General features: G+C 72.1%; 17 protein-coding genes and 2 pseudogenes. 6 read left to right on the top strand and 13 right to left on the bottom strand.

All coding sequences use genetic code 11. The features are described 5' to 3' along the window. The first annotated feature begins 49 nt into the window (after positions 1–49). The gene (locus EKG83_RS27810) at positions 50–1,039 is read left to right on the top strand and encodes a helix-turn-helix transcriptional regulator (RefSeq protein WP_407690734.1); all 990 of its coding nucleotides are present in this window, start codon (positions 50–52) and stop codon (positions 1,037–1,039) included. A 4-nt stretch (positions 1,040–1,043) separates the two neighbouring features. Here the strand turns inward: EKG83_RS27810 and EKG83_RS27815 are convergent, their stop codons facing one another. The 3 genes from EKG83_RS27815 to EKG83_RS27825 all read right to left on the bottom strand — a co-directional run bounded on the left by EKG83_RS27815 (position 1,044) and on the right by EKG83_RS27825 (position 3,300). Further along, positions 1,044–1,196 carry a hypothetical protein gene (locus tag EKG83_RS27815; protein ID WP_153278494.1) on the bottom strand — a complete coding sequence of 51 codons (153 nt, stop codon included), beginning with the start codon at positions 1,194–1,196 and terminating at the stop codon, positions 1,044–1,046. A 230-nt stretch (positions 1,197–1,426) separates the two neighbouring features. Continuing rightward, complete coding sequence (locus EKG83_RS27820; protein WP_153278495.1) at positions 1,427–1,618, bottom strand: hypothetical protein; 192 nt, start codon at positions 1,616–1,618, stop codon at positions 1,427–1,429. 836 nt (positions 1,619–2,454) lie between these two features. Continuing rightward, positions 2,455–3,300 carry a LysR family transcriptional regulator gene (locus EKG83_RS27825; protein WP_033428921.1) on the bottom strand — a complete coding sequence of 282 codons (846 nt, stop codon included), beginning with the start codon at positions 3,298–3,300 and terminating at the stop codon, positions 2,455–2,457. A gap of 96 nt (positions 3,301–3,396) precedes the next feature. Between EKG83_RS27825 and EKG83_RS27830 the strand changes: the two genes are divergently transcribed. The 4 genes and pseudogenes from EKG83_RS27830 to EKG83_RS48380 form a co-directional block, all read left to right on the top strand. Then, the gene (locus EKG83_RS27830; RefSeq protein ID WP_084716104.1) at positions 3,397–4,116 is read left to right on the top strand and encodes an SDR family NAD(P)-dependent oxidoreductase; all 720 of its coding nucleotides are present in this window, start codon (positions 3,397–3,399) and stop codon (positions 4,114–4,116) included. Between the two features lie 85 nt (positions 4,117–4,201). Next, complete coding sequence (locus EKG83_RS48370; RefSeq protein WP_248782349.1) at positions 4,202–4,531, top strand: hypothetical protein; 330 nt, start codon at positions 4,202–4,204, stop codon at positions 4,529–4,531. Continuing rightward, positions 4,467–4,622: pseudogene (locus tag EKG83_RS48375) on the top strand (SDR family oxidoreductase); the annotation flags it as partial. The gene EKG83_RS48370 and the pseudogene EKG83_RS48375, both read left to right, overlap by 65 nt. A 27-nt stretch (positions 4,623–4,649) precedes the next feature. Further along, positions 4,650–4,835: pseudogene (locus tag EKG83_RS48380) on the top strand (transposase); the annotation flags it as partial. 67 nt (positions 4,836–4,902) lie between these two features. On the opposite strand, the gene EKG83_RS27845 reads toward EKG83_RS48380, so the two are convergent. Both EKG83_RS27845 and EKG83_RS27850 read right to left on the bottom strand, forming a co-directional pair. Then, complete coding sequence (locus EKG83_RS27845) at positions 4,903–5,919, bottom strand: endo-1,4-beta-xylanase (protein ID WP_051764808.1); 1,017 nt, start codon at positions 5,917–5,919, stop codon at positions 4,903–4,905. Between the two features lie 881 nt (positions 5,920–6,800). Next, on the bottom strand, positions 6,801–7,595 hold the full coding sequence (locus EKG83_RS27850; protein WP_033428919.1) for an isocitrate lyase/PEP mutase family protein: 795 nt from the start codon (positions 7,593–7,595) through the stop codon (positions 6,801–6,803). 170 nt (positions 7,596–7,765) lie between these two features. Here EKG83_RS27850 and EKG83_RS27855 point away from each other — a divergent pair, with 170 nt between their 5' ends. Beyond that, on the top strand, positions 7,766–8,698 hold the full coding sequence (locus EKG83_RS27855) for a helix-turn-helix domain-containing protein (protein ID WP_051764806.1): 933 nt from the start codon (positions 7,766–7,768) through the stop codon (positions 8,696–8,698). Between the two features lie 3 nt (positions 8,699–8,701). Here EKG83_RS27855 and EKG83_RS27860 read toward each other — a convergent pair whose 3' ends face one another. The 8 genes from EKG83_RS27860 to EKG83_RS27895 form a co-directional block, all read right to left on the bottom strand. Continuing rightward, positions 8,702–9,274, bottom strand: a complete 573-nt coding sequence (locus tag EKG83_RS27860; protein ID WP_033428918.1) for a hypothetical protein — start codon at positions 9,272–9,274, stop codon at positions 8,702–8,704. Then, a complete protein-coding gene (locus EKG83_RS27865; RefSeq protein ID WP_033428917.1) occupies positions 9,271–10,884 on the bottom strand; it encodes a VWA domain-containing protein in 1,614 nt (537 codons plus the stop codon). Before EKG83_RS27865 ends, EKG83_RS27860 begins: the two co-directional genes overlap by 4 nt. Next, entirely contained in the window at positions 10,881–11,993 is a 1,113-nt protein-coding gene (locus EKG83_RS27870; RefSeq protein ID WP_033428916.1) for a toxic anion resistance protein, read from the bottom strand. The genes EKG83_RS27865 and EKG83_RS27870 overlap by 4 nt, the downstream gene beginning before the upstream one ends. A gap of 1 nt (position 11,994) precedes the next feature. Then, on the bottom strand, positions 11,995–13,062 hold the full coding sequence (locus EKG83_RS27875) for a hypothetical protein (RefSeq protein ID WP_033428915.1): 1,068 nt from the start codon (positions 13,060–13,062) through the stop codon (positions 11,995–11,997). Positions 13,063–13,254: 192 nt separating this feature from the next. After that, on the bottom strand, positions 13,255–13,914 hold the full coding sequence (locus EKG83_RS27880; protein ID WP_228122236.1) for a transposase: 660 nt from the start codon (positions 13,912–13,914) through the stop codon (positions 13,255–13,257). Positions 13,915–13,993: 79 nt separating this feature from the next. Then, entirely contained in the window at positions 13,994–14,788 is a 795-nt protein-coding gene (locus tag EKG83_RS27885) for an SAM-dependent methyltransferase (RefSeq protein ID WP_033428914.1), read from the bottom strand. A gap of 130 nt (positions 14,789–14,918) precedes the next feature. Next, the gene (locus EKG83_RS27890; protein ID WP_051764804.1) at positions 14,919–16,166 is read right to left on the bottom strand and encodes a glycosyltransferase 87 family protein; all 1,248 of its coding nucleotides are present in this window, start codon (positions 16,164–16,166) and stop codon (positions 14,919–14,921) included. Then, positions 16,163–17,407 (bottom strand): bifunctional glycosyltransferase family 2/GtrA family protein, encoded by a 1,245-nt coding sequence (locus EKG83_RS27895; protein WP_051764803.1) that lies wholly within the window; start codon positions 17,405–17,407, stop codon positions 16,163–16,165. The genes EKG83_RS27890 and EKG83_RS27895 overlap by 4 nt, the downstream gene beginning before the upstream one ends. Positions 17,408–17,540 lie beyond the last annotated feature (133 nt).

Raw genomic sequence — 17,540 nt, forward strand, 5'->3', positions numbered from 1 at the left:
GGTCCGGTATTTGCGTTAGGCTGCGAACGTGCCCCGCCCCACGGCCCGCGTGCTGACACTCCTGGAGCTGTTGCAGTCGGGCGGCACGCGGACGGTGGCCGAACTCGCCGACCGGCTCGGCGTCGAAGGGCGCACCGTGCGGCGGTACGTGGACCAGCTGATCGACCTGGACGTGCCCGTGGAATCGGTGCGCGGCCGCTACGGCGGGTACCGGCTCGCCGCCGGCTACCGCTTGCCACCGCTCATGCTCAGCGACGACGAGGCGATGGCCGTGCTGCTCGGCCTGATCGCGGGCCGCCGAGCCGGGTTGACCACGACGGAGCACACGGCGAGCGAGACGGCATCGGCGAAGATCCGGCGGGTGCTGCCCAAGCACATCGCCCGTCGGCTCGACACGCTGCTGGAAGCTCTCGCGTTCACGGATCAGCCCGGCGAGTTCGACGCCCCGGACGCTGAAGTCCTGCTCACGATCGCCGATGCGGTGCGCCACCGCCGACCGGTCTCGATCCGCTACACCGGCCGTGCCGGACAGCGCAGCGAACGCACGCTGCACGCGTACGGGATCGTCGCCCATGCGGGCCGGTGGTACGTCACGGGCAGGGACGCCCGGATCGGCGAAGACCGAACCTTCCGGCTCGATCGCATCGCCGACGCACGGACCCTGCCCGGCTCATTCGAAGCGCCAGCGGGGCCCGGTCCGGCACAGCGCGTGTTGTCGGGGTTCGCCACTGCCGAGTACCGGCATGAGGTGACCTTGCGGATCCACGGGACGGTCGGGCAGATCCGCGCGCACCTTCCCGCCAGTGTCGCGAGCCTGGAGGAGTCCGCGACCGTGGCGGGCGAGGACCACGCGACCGAGCGCTGGCGGCGCGTCGAACTGCGAGCCGAGCGACTCGACTGGTTGCCCCCGGTCCTCGCCTCGCTCAACCGGCCGTTCGCCATCGAGCGCCCAGACGAACTCCGCGACCTCGTCATCGCGCTCGCCGATCGCCTCAGGTCCTGCGCCGCCGCGCAGGACCGTGGCGGAACAACGTCATGATGGCTCATCCAGCGCCGTCCAGACGCGCGATCGCCTTGGCCTGCTCGGCGTTCAGCGACGCCAACTGCTCATGGCGCTCCGCATCCTGCTGATGCTGCTCCAGCAACTGCACTTTCGACATGACTGCCGACAATGGCGCCGTGAAGAAAAGTTTCATTTCTTTTTCCCTGGGGCGGCATGGATACAACGACGGGACCGCAGCCGGGACTTGTCTCGACAGGTTCAATCGTCAAACCGTCGGGAAACGGGAACAGTCGGTTCTCTATGACCTGACGGCAGCGACGGAGGATGCCTCCGTCGCGGCGACGAGGTCACCGCGTTTGATCACGACGGAGTCCGCCCCGTCGTACTGTCGGCGAGCCTCACCGAAGATCCACTCGCAGTCGTTCAGGTATCGGACGGTAGAGACCACGACGAGGAGGGTTCCACACCATCGAGATCGGCAAGCTTGGCGAGCAGGTACGGTAGGGCGATCGAGCCAGGTACCACACCGGCGTACTTCCTGAACAGCACCTGTACGGCGGCAGGCAAGGGATCGAGCTTCTGGTCGCGGCAGGGGAAGACCTCCGCCAGTGCCATCCGGCAAACCTCAAGGTGCAGGCGCGACGCGGATCGGCAAGCGTTGTGAACGCCGCTCCACTCACGCACCAGTACAGCCACCAATGCAGCAGGTCCGGACGATACTGCCGGATCGCACGCATCAGCGACCGCATCCGACGCAGCGATGCCGTCAGGTCCCGCCACGCCGCAGGGCGTCCCAGGGCCACTGCCGCGGCACCATCTGGGTCCCACTCCTCGGCTTGCGCCGTGTCGAGGAACTGTTGGTCGGTGATCTCGAAGTCGCCCACCTTCGCCCGGAACATCGCCTCAATCGCATCCGAGTGCTCTCTCGACGTCAGCAGGTCGTGAGCCGGCAGCACGTCCAGGACCGCAGGAGTCGAAACGGCCGGAATACCGAGACCGCGTGCAAGGATCCGCAAACCAGGGTCGTCGGCCCACACCGGTTGCTGTTGGCGGCGGCCAGGTCGGGCACCGGCGTCCACGGTAGGTAGCGGTTGGTGTCGTCGCGGTCGCCGGCCACGCGGAGGGAAGATCTGGGACGTCGCGCAAGCCGCTCGACAACGGCGACGAGCCGGGCAGATTCCTCTGCCAGCCGATCCGCGTGGCGTTGTGAGGTTCACCCCGAATGGTGGACAGGGGCTTACGAGGTTCAAGCAGTCGCTGGCAGTGACTCGTAGGCGTTGGAACTGAGCACGCCGATCGCGGAGTGCCGACGCCTGCTGTTGTAGAAACGGATCCACTCGTCAACCCTGGTAAACGAGTGCGAGCGAGCCGCGTAAAGCTGCCGGTCAGCGCTGGTGGCCGACTTTTGAAACTCCACAGCAAGGTTTCCGGCGTGTTCCGGCCGTAACCTGTCAGACCTGTTCCAGCTCGGTCTTGACGGAGGTCGCGGCGCGGATGAAGGCGGCGACCTGGCGGGAGGTGGACTCCCGGTGCCAGGCGATCACGAGGGTGGCCTGCTCGGCGTCGATGACAGGACGACTGACCGTGCCGGGTGGCAGGCGATCACGGATCGATTCCGGGAGCACCGCGACCATCCGCCCGAGCCGGACGAGTTGCAGCAGTTGGTCGGTGTCGGTGACGAGGTGGCCGGTCACCTCGGGGCGGGACTCCGGCCAGCGGGGCTGGGTCCCGCCGCGCAGGTCGGCCATCGACACCTCGGTGCGGGCGGTCAGGGGGTGGCCGTCCGGAAGCACCACGACCTGGCCTTCGACGTGGAGGTCCTCGCTGTCCAGGCCGCTCAGGTCGTTCTGCGGCCGGTGCAGCAGTGCGAGGTCGGCGCGGCCGTCGCGGACCATCGCGGCGCGTTCGCCGACGCTGAAGGCGAGATCGACCGGAACGGCGTCGGGGGTGGCGGCGTAGCGGTCCAGGATCGGCTGCAACAGGTCGGCGTCGCTGCCGGGTTTGAGCGCCAGGACCAGCCGCGGAGTGGTTGCCGCCGCCCTTCGCGCACGGCGCACCGCGGCGGCCACGGCATCCAGTGCGACGCGTCCCTCGGCCAGGAACACCTCCCCGGCCGCCGTGAGGTGGACCCCGCGACTGGTGCGGTCCAGCAGGGTGAGGCCCATCCGCTGTTCGAGCAGGCGGATCGCCCGGGACAGGGGTGGCTGGGCGATGCCCAGCCGCTGGGCGGCCCGCCCGAAGTGCAGTTCCTCGGCGACCGCGATGAAGTAGCGCAGTTCCCGGGTCTGGACGTCCATACCAGGAGGGTATCGAGCGAGATCGGACTGGTCCTGGCCCGGGGGAACGACGGGTGGTTCGCTGATCATGTGAGTGATGACGCAACGATCGCCCTGGTGACGGGGGCGAACAAGGGGATCGGGCGGGCCGTCGCGGGCCAGCTCGCGAGGCTCGGGATGACGGTGGTAGTCGGTGCCCGGGACCTGGAGAAGGGCGCCGAGGCGGTGGCCGAGATCAGCGCGGCGGGCGGTGTCGCGCACCCGATCGGCCTCGACGTGACCGACCAACGCGGGGTGAGCGCGGCGGCCGAGCAGATCGCCGAGCGGTTCGGCCGTCTGGACGTCCTGGTCAACAACGCCGGCATCTCCGGCGACCTCGGGGCGCAGGCGCCGGGCTCCGCGCACCTCGACGGGGTGCGGGCGGTGTTCGAGACGAACCTGTTCGGTGTCGTCACCGTGATCGAGGCGATGCTCCCGCTGCTGCGCCGTTCGTCCGCGGCGCGGATCGTGAACGTCTCCAGCGGCACCTCGTCGATGACGTGGACGACCGATGCCACCCACTACCTGAGTCGGATGTCGGGTTCGCTGGGCTATCCGGTGTCGAAGGCGGCACTGAACATGCTCACGGTGCAGTACGCGAAAGCGCTGTCGCGCGAAGGGATCCTGGTGAACGCGGTCGCGCCTGGTGCGTGTGACACGGACTTCGCCAAGGGCCTGCCGTTCCAGCTGACCCGGACCGCGGCCGAGGGCGCCGCGATCGTGGTGCGGCTGGCCACGCTCGGGCGGGAGTGTCCGACGGGCGGCTTCTTCGACGACAACGGCAGGCTGCCTTGGTGAGGGGTCGGCAGGCAGGACGACGGGTGCGCTGAGGGGCAGGGCAGCGCTGGTCACCGGTGGCTCACGCGGAATCGGCGCGGCGGTCGTGCGACGTCTCGCAGTCGACGGGGCAGCGGTGGCCATCGACTACCGGCCCCAGGCCGACGCGGCCGAACGGCTCGCTGCCGAGATCAACACCGCTGGCGGCCACGCCATCACCATGCAGGGCGATGTGGCCGTGGCCGACGAGAGCCACCGGGGCGTCGAGTCGGCCGCCGGGGGACTCGAGCGGGCTCGACAGTCTCGTGAGCAACGCCGGGACCGAGCACTTCGGCGGCCTGGCCGAGCTCACCGCCGAGGACTTCGACCGCGTGTTCCACACCAATGTCCGCGGCCGGCTGCCGACCTCCTCGATCAGCGCCCGCCGCGCCTTTGAGCGGCAGGCCCAATACCCGGCGTCCAAGGCCGCCGTCGAGGCGGTGGTGCTCAACCTCGCCGTGGAACTGGGACGCCGCGGCATCACGATCAAAGTGGTGCTGTCATGGTGTGGTGCCGTGGTCGATCGGTTGGCCTTGCGGTTGGTGCCCGATGAGCCGTGGGTGTCGGTGCAGCCGTTGATTCCGAAGTTCGCGCCGCGTCCGCGGGGTGGCGGAACGGCGCCGGTGGACGACCGGGCGGTGTTCACCGTGATCGTGTTCGTGCTGATCAGCGGGTGTCGGTGGCGAGACCCGCCGCCGTCGCGGGCCTGAGCGCGCGTGGTCCCGCCGGGCCGAGGACCCGGCGGGACCACGCGACGACCGCCCTTGCCTACCGCCAGCCCGTGGCCGCCTCGTTCAGCGCGTCGAGCACCGAGAAGTACGCCGGCTTGCGGCTGTAGTCGGCGTCGATCAGCAGGGGCGTCTTGGCGGCGTTCCAGTAGTACTTGTCCGTCACGCCGCCCACGGCGATCACGGTGCAGCGCGGCACCGCCAGGCACGCGCTGACGGCCACGGCGTACGCCTTGGCCTGCTTCTCACCGGAACCGGTCACGTTCAGCTCGGTCAGGTGCACGTCCACCCCGAGGTCGGCGAAGCGCCGGAGGTTCGCGGCCATGTCCGCGGGCACCCGGTGATCGCTGTTGAAGTACCCCTGGAAGCCGACGCAGTCGATCGGCACGCCGCGCGCGACGAAGTCCCGCACCAGGTCGTACACGGCGTCGGACTTCGGGCCGAACCCGTCGGTGTAGTAGTCGTTGTAGCAGAGCTTCGCGGTGGGGTCGGCGGCCTCGGCCGCGAGGAACGCCTCCTCGACCCAGCCGTCGCCGATGCGCTCCTGGAACACCGAGTTGCGCCGGGCCCCGCTGTCGCCGAACGCCTCGTTGACCACGTCCCAGTAGTCGACCCGACCGCGGAAGTGGCCCGCGACGCCGGCGATGTGCTCGCGCAGCGCGGTCAGCAGCCGGGCGCCCGAGCTGATGTTGACCACCCAGCCGGGCAGCTGGCTGTGCCACGCCAGCACGCTGCCGCGCACCGCCATGCCCCGGCTCTCGGCGTAGTCGACCAGGCGGTCGGCGGCGGCGAAGTCGAACTTGCCCCGGACCCGCTCGACGACGTTCCACTTCATCTCGTTCTCGGGCGTGACCTGACCGAACTCCTGGTCCAGCGTCTTGGTGTAGTCGGCGACGCCGAGCAGGCCGGCCGGGACCACCGCGCCGAAGACCCGGCCGGTGGCCGCCGCCGCGTCCTTGAGCGTGTACGCGGCGGCGTGTGCCTGTGGTGCCGCGAGCAAGGCGGTCACCAGCAGGGCGGTTGCCAGGGGCGCCACGGCCCCGGACGACTTCTTCACGCGTTCCTCCTCGATCCTCGTCGACCAGGCGGCGGAACAGGCACTGCGGGGCAGAAACTTTCGACAGTTTTGCAGATCTGTTTCGGAGGCGGGAGGTGCTGTTCAGGCAAAGACGGGGAAGGGACGTTCGGGCAACACGGTCGGTGGCACCGCGGCGCGACCGACCTCGGCGCGACCGACCTCGGCGTCCGGGCGTGGCGGGCACCCCTCGCACCCGACACCGGCGACATCAACCCCGAACGGTGACGACCACCGGATCGGGACCCGGATGGAGAGGACTCCCGTGGCGCACGACGTGGCAGGGGCGCGGAGGCGGCCGGCACCGGTGTTCCGCAGCGCCCCTTCCTCCTGCTCCGGGCCGGCAGCACCGCCTCGGTGGAGCCGGAGTCACCGTTCCCGCTGATGTCCCTGCCTCCGCAAGGCCCTACAGGCAATCCCTGACCTGGAACGCACGAGCGGACCTGGACCACCGCCTCGGGCGGGCCGGTGTCGGGACGGGCCTGCGGTACTTCTCGCGGCGAATCAAATCGGATTCGCGTACGCGCTCGGTCTCGGGCTCGACGGCCTGGTCGACGGGCAGTGGGGCCGCCGCTACGGCCGACCGGTGCCGATCCACCCCGCCTGCGCGCCGCCACGTCGAGCAGGCACTGGCGCGCTGCGGCAGGCGACTTCCCGCGGTCCGTGACCGTTCCGGAGGTGCGGTGATGCCCGGCCCGGTGTCCGCGTTCGTCCCGCTCTACCGGGAGCTGTGCGTGCGCGATGTCGGTGATCTCGATAACGCGCTGATCGGCAGCGGTCTGCGCCGCGAGTTCGGACAGGAGGTCCGCGCCCGGCCGGGCGGGGGGTCGTGTTGGACGCCCGGACCGGCCTCGCCGCGTTCGTCAAGCTCCTGGAGTGGTGAGCAGGGCGTTCATCCGGCCGTAGTCCACCGCGCCGGACGGGTAGCCCTCGTCGGCCAGCACGCGGCGGGCCGCCTCCAGCGCCACCCCGTACGCGGCCTCCGCGATGCCCTGGCCGACGCTCACCCGGGCCACGCCCAGCGCGGCCAGCTCGGCGATCGACGGCGCACCCGGCCCGGCCATCACGTTGAGCGGGGCGTCCAAGCCTCGAACCAGGGCGGCGATGGTGTCCGGGTCGGTGACGCCGGGCACGAACACGCCGTCCGCGCCGGCCGCCAGGAACGCCTCCGCGCGGCGCAGGACGGTGTCCACCGCGCGGTCGCCGAAGAAGTAGACGTCGACGCGGGCGTTGACGAACAGGTCCACGCCCGCGTCCTGCGCCGCCTGCCGCACCACGCGCAGGCGGGCGGCGTGGTCGGCGACGTCCAGCAGCCGGCCGGCGGCGCTGTCCTCGATGTTGATGCCCACGACCCCGGCGGCCAGCACCTCGCGGACCGTGCGCGCCGGGTCGTCGAACCCGCCCTCGACGTCCGCGGTCACCGGCACCGACACCGCCCGCACCACCCGTTCCACCGCCCGCACCGCCGGCTCGCGGTCCAGGTGACCCCCGTCGGCCGCGCCCAGGCTCCACGACACCCCCGCGCTGGTGGTGGCGACCGCCGCCGCGCCCGCGTGCTCGACCAACCGGGCGGAGGCCGCGTCCCACGCGTTCGGCAGCACCAGCACCGGGCCGGTGTGCAACTCGCGGAACGCCTTCGCCTTGTCCTGCTGAGACATCTTCCCGACTCCCCTTGAACGATCTTCTCCGTCGTGCGGGCACCAGCTTCGCCGGAGGGGCGGGCGTTGTCCGGCCGGATTTGGACATCACCGTCCGCCGAGGTCCGAAACGGTCGCCGAGGTCCGAAAACGGCCGGCGGGGCGGTGGCGGCTCGGCTAGACCTGGAGCGGTGACGACGTACTCGGCCGTGGTGACCACCGGCATCTACTGCCGCCCGGGTTGCGGGGCGAAACCCAAGGCGGAGAACGTCCGCACGTTCACCCTGCCCGCCGCCGCCGAGGCGAACGGCTTCCGCGCCTGCCTGCGCTGCCGCCCCTACCGGGTGGCCGGCCCCCTGCCGGACGCGCCGGAACTGGTGTGCGCGGCGGTCCAGCACATCATCGGAGGCGCGCTGGACGAGGGCACCGAGGTCGAGCTGGCCACCCGGCTGGGGGTCTCCGCCCGGCACCTGCGCAGGCTGTTCCACACCCACCTGGGCGCGACCCCCGACCAGTTCGCCCGGTCCCGGCGGGCGCACTTCGCGCGGCGGCTGCTGGACGACACCGACCTGACCGTCGCGGAGATCGCGTTCGCCTCCGGGTTCGGCAGCCTGCGGCAGTTCAACCGGGCCATGCGCGAGGTCTTCCGGGAAGCGCCGACGGTCCTGCGCGCGCGGCGGCGCAAGGCCGACCGGGTGGTGCTCGACGGCGGGTTGACGGTCCGGGTTCCGGTCGTGCCGGGCTACGACTGGGCGGTGGTGCTGGATCAGTTGCGAAAGAGGGCGATCCCGGGTGTCGAGACCGTTGTGGGCGGTGTCTACCGGCGCACGGTCAGCCTGGACGGCTCGCCCGGCGTGCTGGAGGTGTGGCGGGGCGGGCCGGACCACCTGCTGCTGCGTGCCCACCTGCCGTACTGGGAGGGCGTGATCCACGTGGTCGAGCGGGCCGCGCGAGTCGTCGGCGCGGACACCGGGACGGCCGGGGCCTGGGCACCGTTCGAGGCCGCCGTCGTCGCGACGCACGACGACCCGGGCGCGCTGGTGGCCGAGTACGGCGTGCCGGTGCCGGGCCTGGGGCACGGGCTCACGCACCTGTTCCCGTCCGCCGACGCCGTCCCGGGGTGAGGGCTACTCCTGCTGGTCGCGCAGGTACCGGCCGTGGTCGCTCTGGCGGTGCACGTCCGAGGCGTAGAAGCGCTCGGCCAGCCGGCGGGCCCGGCCCTCCAGCAGTTCCAGCTGGGTGACCAGCTCGTCGGCCGCGCCGCGTTGCGCCGACAGCCACCACGGCAGGTTCAGGTAGGTCTGCACGGACAGCGGCAGGTCCGTGCGGGCCAGGCGGATCAGGTCGTGGCGGACGTCGGGGTCGCCGGCCAGGCGTTGGGGCTTGCCCAGCATGTCGTCCAGCACCTCGGCGACCCGGCGCACGGTGTCCGCGGTGGACGCGGGCATGCGGGAGCCCCGCGCGGTCACGTCGTGGACCAGGGTGGCGAGGTCCCGGCGCACCTCGCCCGCCTCGGTGGTGGCGTCGACCGGCACCAGGTGGACCTTCTCCGGCGGGGCGAGCAGCGCGCCGACCCCGTACAGGCCCGCGACCACCGCGGGCCACCACGAGCCGACCACGCCGGTCAGGTGCAGGGCCACGCCCAGCAGGCCGCCGACGCAGCCGACCAGGTTCTTGGTCGAGCCCAGGTAGCGGATCATTGGTAGCCGCGGATCTCCTTGAACACGTCGGTGAGCTGCGTGGAGCGGGCGTCGAAGACCTTGCCGCCGGTCATGTCCGCGACCCGGCCCAGCTCGTCGCTGCTGCCCTCGCCGAACAGCACGGTGAACACCGGCACCCCCCGGACCCGCGCGGGCACGCGGGAGAAGCCGCTCTGGAACTGGGAGAAGTCGCTGCCGTCGGCGTTCTCGCCGTCGGTCATCAGCACGATCGAGTGGAACCGGTCGGGGTCCGCGGCCTGCAGCGGTTCCAGCACCTCGTACGCGCGGTCGAGGCTGTCGTAGACGGCGGTGCCACCGCCCGCCTGCAGGCCGCCGGCGAAGGTCTTGATCTCGTCCAGCACCGCCTGCGGGTCCTGCTCGGGGACGACGAACGTGCGCGGCTGCTGCGGGGTGGTGTTGAACGGCATGATCGTCACCTCCTCGCGGTTGCGGAAGCCGCGGAAGCGGCCGGTGAGCGAGGAGTCCGCGCCGGTCAGGCCGACCAGGGAGGCGCGCAGCGCTTCGATCCGCTCCCCCGCCATCGAACCGGACGTGTCCACCACGTACAAGGTGCGCGACGGGCGGCGGATCTTGTTGAAGTACGCCGACAACAGGGCGTCCACGGCGTCGCGGGTGGCCGGGAACGGCAGTTCCACCAGGTCCTTGGCGGTGAACTGGGCGCCGGGTTCCACGCCGGGCGCGACCGGGCGGCGGTGGGTGGTCTCGGCGATCCGGCGCTGCACGTCCGGCGTGCGCAGGTGGTCGGTGAGCCGCTGGTGGGCCGCGCGGGCGTCGTCGTCGGCGCCGGTGAGCAGGGTGAGCGGGTAGTCGGCGGTGACCACGCCGTCGCTGGGGTGGATGATCGTCAGCGGCTCGGACAGGCCGCCGGAGGCGTTGAGCGACAGCAGCACGGACTCGTAGTTGATCAGGCCGTCGATCCTCGTTCCGGGGTCCTGCGCGCGCTTCCGGAACGCCTCGGACAGCCAGCCCGACGACCCGGAGGAGAGGGCCTGGGCGCTGAAGAACCCGGTCAGCCTCGGCGTCACGGCGGCGACCTGGTTCGCGTCCACCGCGGTGCCCGCGCCGGCCAGCGCGGAGGCCACGCCGACCAGGGCGGAGAACCCGGAGTTCGACGCGGACGGGTCGGTCATGCCGTAGGTGAACGCCTTCTGCCCGGCCTTCTCGGCGATCTCGGCCCACCCGACCGGGCGGTCCGCGAAGCCGAGCCGCCGCGCGGCGGAGGTGGACAGGCCCAGCACCACGGGCGAGGCCATGATCTTGACCTGGTTGCCCAGGCGCCTGGCGGCCTCGGGGATTGCCGCCGGGTACCGGTTGGAGGAGAACCACACGGCGTCGTAGGCGCCGTCCGCCGCGCCGGAGGCCAGCGACTCCGCACCCTCCAACGTGCCGGTGAAGGTGAACTTCACGCTCACGCCGGTCGCCTCGGCCGCCTCCTCCAACAGGGGCTGCATGTCGGCCAGCTCGCTGCCCGCCAGGACCCGCAGCGTGCCCGGTTCGGCCGGGCCGACCGGCTGTCCGGGGTTCGCGTCGTCGTCCGTGCACGCCGCCAGCAGCCCCGCGGCCAGCAGCAGCACCAGTGCCTTCCTCATCGGTCCCCCTCGTGCGAGCGCCGCAGGTGGTCCTCGGCGCGGCGGATCTCCCCCGACAGCGACTCCACGGTCGCGGCCATCGCCCGCACCGCTTCGGCCCGGTGGCCGTCCACGGCGTCCAGGGCGGCGTAGATCCGGTCGAACGACGCCCGGATGGTCTCCGCGGCCACCGCCGGGTCGCTGGACGCGCGCTGGATCTCCGCGCCCTGCAAGCCGATCAGCTCGGTGGTGGCGCGGATCAGGCCGTCGGTGGTGGCGCGCAGCGCGGCCACCTCGTCCAGCACGTCCCGCTGGTTGGCCAGGGCGGAGGCGATGACCAGCGCGGTGCGCAGCGCGGTCATGGTGGTGGTCACCGCGCGCTCGACGCCCCGGATCAGCTCGTCGTTGTTGCGGCGCACCAGGTCCAGGGCGAGGTAGCCCTGGGCGCTGACGGCCAGCTGGGTGAGCAGGTCCTGGTGGCGCCGGCGGATCGGGTGCAGGGCGTCGGCGCGCAGGGTCCGGGCGCGGCCCGGGTCGGTCAGGTCGAACACGTCGGCCTGCCGCTCGACCGCCGCGTCCACCGCACCGGCGAACGCGGCGGCCTCGGCCAGCCGGGTCATCGCCTGCCACAGCCGCTCCCGCTCGCCCTTCACGGCGGCGTTGTCGCGGCGCAGGGCGTCCTGGCGCTGCCGCAGTTCCAGCACCAGCGCCTGGACGGGTTCGTGGGCGGCGCGGTAGCGGTCCAGTGCCTTCTTCGCCGCCCCGGCCGCCGGGAACACGCCCAGCAGCTTGCGGCCGGTGAGCGGCAGCTTCGCCGGGTCGAGCCCGTCGACCGTGCGGCGCAGGCCGGCGAGGGTGGTGGTGATCGGGTTGCGCGGGGTGGCGTGCTCGGTGACCGCGCGGTCGAGGAGGGTGCGGGCGACGCCGGCGGCCGTGCGCATGTCCGCCTCGCCGACGGCCAGCAGTTCCTCCAGCCGGTCGGCGAAGTGCGGTGACCGGACGTCGAGTGCCTGCAGTTGCTCGGCGAACCCGGCGGCCCGGCGGGCGATGTCGGCCCGGGTCTGCGGGTCGAGCGCGACCAGTCCTGCGGCGTGCTCGGCGGTGACCGGTTCGATGGGCTGCTCGGTCATGTCAGTACTGCTTCTTCACCTCGTCGAGCAGCCGTTCGAGCGTCTCGAACGACGGCGGCTCGACCGCGTCGATCAGGTCCGCCGGCGCCTTGTCCCGCGCGACCTCGGCGAACAGCTTCGGGTCGGTGGTGCGGAACCCGAAGGTCGCGGCGAGACGACCCAGGTCCGGGTCCGTGGCCAGCAGCTGGCCGACGCGGTCACCGTTGGGGGACAACGGGATCAGCGTGTGCTTGGAGTACACGGTCGGGGCCGTGTAGAGCATGCGCATGTCCGGGCGGATCGAGCCGTCGGCCCGGATCAGGCGGTCCACGTACTGCGACTCGTAGACCAGCGCCATCGGGGTCTTGCCCATGCCGGCGGACAGGTAGTCCTCGAACGGGCCCTCGGTGCTGTTCTGGGTGTAGCCCTGGTCGAGGAACAGCTTCGAGATGCGCGGCAGCACCTTCGCCTCCTGCTCGGCGCTGCTGACCACCGCGTTGTCGTTGGCCACGAACGACACGATCGCCAGGTACATGGCGGCCGAGTTGGACTCGCGCGGGTCGGTGGTGGTGATCAGGACGTTCTTGCGGGCCGGGTAGGCGGTGTTGCCCGGCAGCTGGTCCCAGCGCTTGTCCGACAGTTCCAGGTACTTGGCGATGTCGAGCACCTGGTAGCCGCCCGCGCCCTCGCGCACCGCGCCGTCGGCTTCCAGGAGCTGCACGATGGGCTCGAAGGTCGCGACCGCCATCGGCGACTGGAACGGCGTGTGCACCGTGGTGACCTTGCGGTCGCGCTGGATCTTCTGCGCGGCGGGTGAGGAGGAGGGGAAGGCGAACTCGTACTTGCCCAGGTCGACGGTGGTGGCGATCTGGCGGGAGCCGGCGGTGTCGACCTCGACCTTGAGCTTGTGCTTGGCGAATGCCTCGACCACGCGCGGGTCGGTGAAGAACGCCTGCTTCTCGGAGCCGATCACGCCCCGCACGGTGGTGAGCTGGTCCTGGGGCTGGTCGTCGCCACGTCCCCAGACCACCACCGCCACGACGGCGAGCAACAGCACCACGGCCAAGCCGATGGACAACCGGCGCTTCACGGCCTACCCCCTCGTCCCCAGTCGCTCGTGATCTTGCACCCCGTTCGACTCGTTTGACGCTCGAACGGGGCATGGGCGGGTGAACCCTTGGTGAACGGAGGAAGTCGAACCAGATCGCACGCACTGGGGGTGACGTGTCGGCTGCGGGCCGTGTGAGGACGCCGGTGGTCGGCGGCGTCCCCGCCGCGGGGGTCAGCGGTCGGCGGCCTCGGGGCTGCGCAGTCGGGGTCTGATCCAGCCGAGGGTCTGTTTGAGCAGACGGAAGGTGTGTTCGACGTCGAAGCGGCGCAGGAACACCTGCCACCGGCGGTCGACCTCGACGGGGCCGGAGTCGGGATCGGAGCACCACAGCCAGACCGGTTTGTTCACCCCGCCGGAGGGCAGGCGCTCCACCGTCAGGCGGATCACGGTGCCCTCGACGATCGGCAGTGGCGCGGTGTGGTCGATCCAGGCGTTGCCGTAGCCGGCGTCGAGCACCACCAGGATCTCCGGATCGCCCGGGTTCCACTGGCCGGCGGCGACGAGTCGTTCGACCACCCCGCGCAGCTGGGCGACGGTGACCGCGGCGAGGTCCGCGCCGGGCGGGAGACGGATCGCGTCCAGCAGGGCGGTCCACGAGGTGCCGCCGGTCTCCAGCGCGGCCACGAACGAGTACGGCCATCCCGGGATCATGCGGTCCGCGGCGCGCGGCAGCGGCATCCCGGCCAGCGCGACCCGTAACCGGTCGGCCTCGATGCGGCCGTTGTCGACCGCACGGAACTCCTGGCGGAACGGCGCATGGACACCGTCCGATCTACCAGGAGTTCCCCTGCCTGCGCACCAAAGCCTCACCGTCCGGCCAAGCTCGGACACAGGCACTGACCCGCCGCGAAGTCCGCGAAGGAGCCGGCCGGGTGTTCCCCGACCGGTTTCCTCGCACCGCCGGAGGACCTCAGCCGACCACGCCCACGGCCCCGTAGCCGAGGTGGTGGGCCGGGCTGCCCGTGGGGATGTCCGCGTCGGGGCGGGCGCGCCACTCGGGCATCAGGGCCACCCCGGGCTCGACCAGCTCCATCCCCTCGAACAGCGCCTCGACCTCCGCCCGGTCGCGGACGTAGAGCTGCTCGACGACCCCTTTGTACGCCTCGATCATGGCGTGGATCTGGGCCTTCGCCTCCCCCTCGGCCCGCTCGTCGGTGAGGTGGGACAGGGCGACGACGCTGCCCGGCGCGACGCGGTCGCGGTAGCCCTTCACCATGCCCACCGGGTCCTCGTGGGGACCCACGAACACCATCACCCCGGTCATCACCAGGCCCAGCGGCCGGTCGAGGTCGATCAGGTCGAGCACGCGCGGGTCGGCGAGCAGCTCCGCGGGCCGGCGGGCGTCGGCCCCGACCATCGCCGCGTTCGGGTTGCCGTCGAGGATGCGCTCGCCGTGGTGGACCGCGACCGGGTCGTGGTCGACGTAGACGACCCTGGCCTCCGGCGAGCGCGCCTGGGCGACCTCGTGGGTGTTGCCGGCCGTGGGCAGGCCGGAGCCGAGGTCGAGGAACTGCGTGATGCCCCGGTCCAGCATGAACGCCACGGAGCGGCGCAGGAAGCCGCGGTTGAACCGGGCGAGCATCTCCATGCTGGGCAGGGTGGACTGGATGCGGGTCGCGCGGGCGCGGTCGGCGGGCAGGTTGAACGCCCCGCCCAGGTAGTAGTCGTAGATGCGGGCGATGTTGGCGGTGTCGGGGTCGTACACCTCGTGCCTCCTCGAAGAAGGTGGTGCGCTGCCCGCGCCGATCAGCGGCGACCCGCGCGGCTCGCCGGTCGTGCCGCCGCGTCGGGGCGGGCCCGGCCGGCACCACCGTGCCGGCCGGGGCGCCGCGCGGTCACGAGGACGGGATCAACGCTTCGGGGAGCCGGTCCCGCTGCCGCAGGGCCGCCGCGAGGGCGACGAGGAAGGCCAGGCCGCCCAGCACCTGGAGGCTGCCGAGGAACACGATCTCCGCCACCGGCGGGATCACGACGCCCATGCCGATCGGCGTGGGGAACATCAGGGCGGCGGTGGCGACCAGGACCAGCCACGAGACGAGCGCGCCCACCGAGTGCGCCGCGCCGCCGCGCTCCCGCGCCCACCACAGCCACAGGGCCAGGCCCGGCACGACCCAGACCCAGTGCTGGGGCCAAGAGATCGGCGAGATCAGCAGCCCGGTCACCGCGCACGCCAGGACGCCGGCCGCCTCCCTCCCCCGGCGGCTCGCCCACGCCGAGACGATCAGGCCGAACGCGCCGACCACGAGCGCGAGCAGCAGCCACACCCACTGCGCGGCGAGGAACCCGGGCAGCTGGGCCAGGATGCCGCGCATCGACTGGATGAACGGCGCCGCGCCGGGCGGCACCATGCGGTCGGTGTTCATGAAGTGCTCGGTCCAGAAGCTCACCGACGCGCCGGGCAGCGCCACGAACCCGACGACCAGGGTGCCCGCGAACGTGGCGGCGGACACGACCGCGGCCCTCGTGCGGCGGGTGAGCAGGAAGTAGGCGATGAAGATCAGCGGCGTCAGCTTGATGCCCGCGGCGATGCCGAGGGCGACGCCCTGGAAGCGGCCGGGCCGCCGGGCCAGGTCGAGCAGGCACAGGAGCATGAGGAAGACGTTGATCTGGCCGAAGCCCAGCAGGTAGAGCACCGGCGTGGTGGGGATCGCGGCGACCACGACCAGCACGGTGAAGCGGGCGCGCCGCAGTCGCGACCCGGGCGCGAGCAGCCCGAGCGCGAGCCACACCGAGACCTCCAGGGCGATCACGGTGGCGAAGGTCCACAGCGCGAACCCGGTCTCGAAGCCCACCAGCCCGAGCGGGGCGAGCACCAGGGCGGCGAACGGCGGGTAGAGGAACTGGTAGCCGTCGCCCGTCGCGACCTCGAACGGCGAGGCGCCCCGGAGCACGGCCTCGCCGCCCACCCGGAAGGCGGCGAAGTCGTTGGCCATGATCGGGAACGGGATGGTGTTCTCGAAGGCCAGGGCGACCAGCACGACCGCGGTCACGGCGGTGGCGACGGCGAGCGCGGCGCAGGCCGCTCTCGCGGGGAACCGGGCGCGGGTGTCCTGGGCGGGCGCTGGCGCCGCTGTCGTGCTCATGCCGGGACCTCCTGGGGTAGCGGTGCGACGGGCGCGGTTTCCGGGCGCGCCCGGAAGACCCACGAGCTGAGCAGGGCGAAGCGCCCGAGGGTGCCGACGGCGGACGAGCCGACGAGCACGGCCAGCTCGACCCAGCGGGCCGGGGCGGGCACCGTCGCGTGCAGCGCGACCAGCGCGCCGGAGGTGAACCCGCAGTACAGGCCGAACACCACGAGCACCTGGACGTGGACCCGCGGCAGCCGGCTCGACCGGCTGTCGAGGGTGAACCGGAGGTTGGCGCCGGTGTTGAACAGCGCGCTCAGCGTGACCGCGACGAGGTTGGCGGTCAGCGGTGGCCACCACGTCCGGAACACGGTGAACAGTCCCAGGGTCATCAGCGTGGCCACCGAGCCGACCAGGCAGAACGACAGCAGGTTGCGCAGGTAGGGCATCCCGGGCACGGACAGCACCGCGTCGGGGTGGATCGGCCGGGGCTCCGGCCGGAAGGGCAGCTCGGCGATGCGCGCCGCGCCGGACGCCTTGGCGCGGGCGAGCCGGACGAGGCCGCGCAGGTTGGTCGCGACGGTGCCGGTGACGTCGACCCGGCTGTCCACGTCCTCGACCCAGTCCACCGGCACCTCCAGCACGCGCAGCCCGTTGTGCTCGGCCAGCAGCAGCAGTTCGGTGTCGAAGAACCAGGTGTCGTCCTGGGCGCGAGCCAGCAGCGGTCGGATCACCTCGGTGCGGGCGGCCTTGAAGCCGCACTGCGCGTCGCGGAACCGGGTGCGGTGGGTCAGCCGCAGCAGCGCGTTGTAGGCGCGGGACATCAGCTCGCGCTTGGGGCCGCGGACCGTGCGCGCCCCCGGCGCGAGCCGGGAGCCGATGGCGAGGTCGGAGTGGCCCGCGACCAGCGACGCCACCATCGGTGGCAGCGCGTTCAGGCCGGTGGACAGGTCGACGTCCATGTAGACGACCACGTCGGCCCGGCTGCGCGCCCAAGCCGTGCGCACCGCGCGGCCCTTGCCCCGGGCGTCCAGGACCAGCACCCGCACGCCGCGCCACCGCCGCGCGAGTCCTCTCGCGACGCCGGCGGTGCGGTCGGTGCTGGCGTTGTCCACGATGGTGATCAGCCAGTCGAACGGCAGCCGCTCGGCCAGGTACCCGTGCAGCACCGCCACGCAGCCCGGCAGGGCGCGCTCCTCGTTGTGGACCGGGATGACGACCTCGACGGTCGCGGTGGCGCGGGCCCCCTGGCCGCGCACCGGGCGGGTCCGTTTCGAGTGGACCGCCCGTTTCGCCCGCTGTCTCGGCACGACTCCCGCCGCGGCGTTCCCGTTGTCGGGTCGAGGCTGCCCGGAAAGCACCTGGCCACTCATGCGCGCCCCCTTGCCGCCT

The sequence above is a fragment of the Saccharothrix syringae genome, assembly GCF_009498035.1.
GTDB lineage: Bacteria > Actinomycetota > Actinomycetes > Mycobacteriales > Pseudonocardiaceae > Actinosynnema > Actinosynnema syringae.

What these genes read in the sequence shown, in the direction of transcription:
- EKG83_RS27865 (WP_033428917.1), bottom strand. Translation starts at nt 10,884, where the DNA reads ATGAGGAAGGCACTGGTGCTGCTGCTGGCCGCGGGGCTGCTGGCGGCG.
- EKG83_RS27815 (WP_153278494.1), bottom strand. Translation starts at nt 1,196, where the DNA reads ATGAAACTTTTCTTCACGGCGCCATTGTCGGCAGTCATGTCGAAAGTG.
- EKG83_RS27850 (WP_033428919.1), bottom strand. Translation starts at nt 7,595, where the DNA reads ATGTCTCAGCAGGACAAGGCGAAGGCGTTCCGCGAGTTGCACACCGGC.
- EKG83_RS27825 (WP_033428921.1), bottom strand. Translation starts at nt 3,300, where the DNA reads ATGGACGTCCAGACCCGGGAACTGCGCTACTTCATCGCGGTCGCCGAG.
- EKG83_RS27870 (WP_033428916.1), bottom strand. Translation starts at nt 11,993, where the DNA reads ATGACCGAGCAGCCCATCGAACCGGTCACCGCCGAGCACGCCGCAGGA.
- EKG83_RS27860 (WP_033428918.1), bottom strand. Translation starts at nt 9,274, where the DNA reads ATGATCCGCTACCTGGGCTCGACCAAGAACCTGGTCGGCTGCGTCGGC.
- EKG83_RS27820 (WP_153278495.1), bottom strand. Translation starts at nt 1,618, where the DNA reads ATGGCACTGGCGGAGGTCTTCCCCTGCCGCGACCAGAAGCTCGATCCC.
- EKG83_RS27890 (WP_051764804.1), bottom strand. Translation starts at nt 16,166, where the DNA reads ATGAGCACGACAGCGGCGCCAGCGCCCGCCCAGGACACCCGCGCCCGG.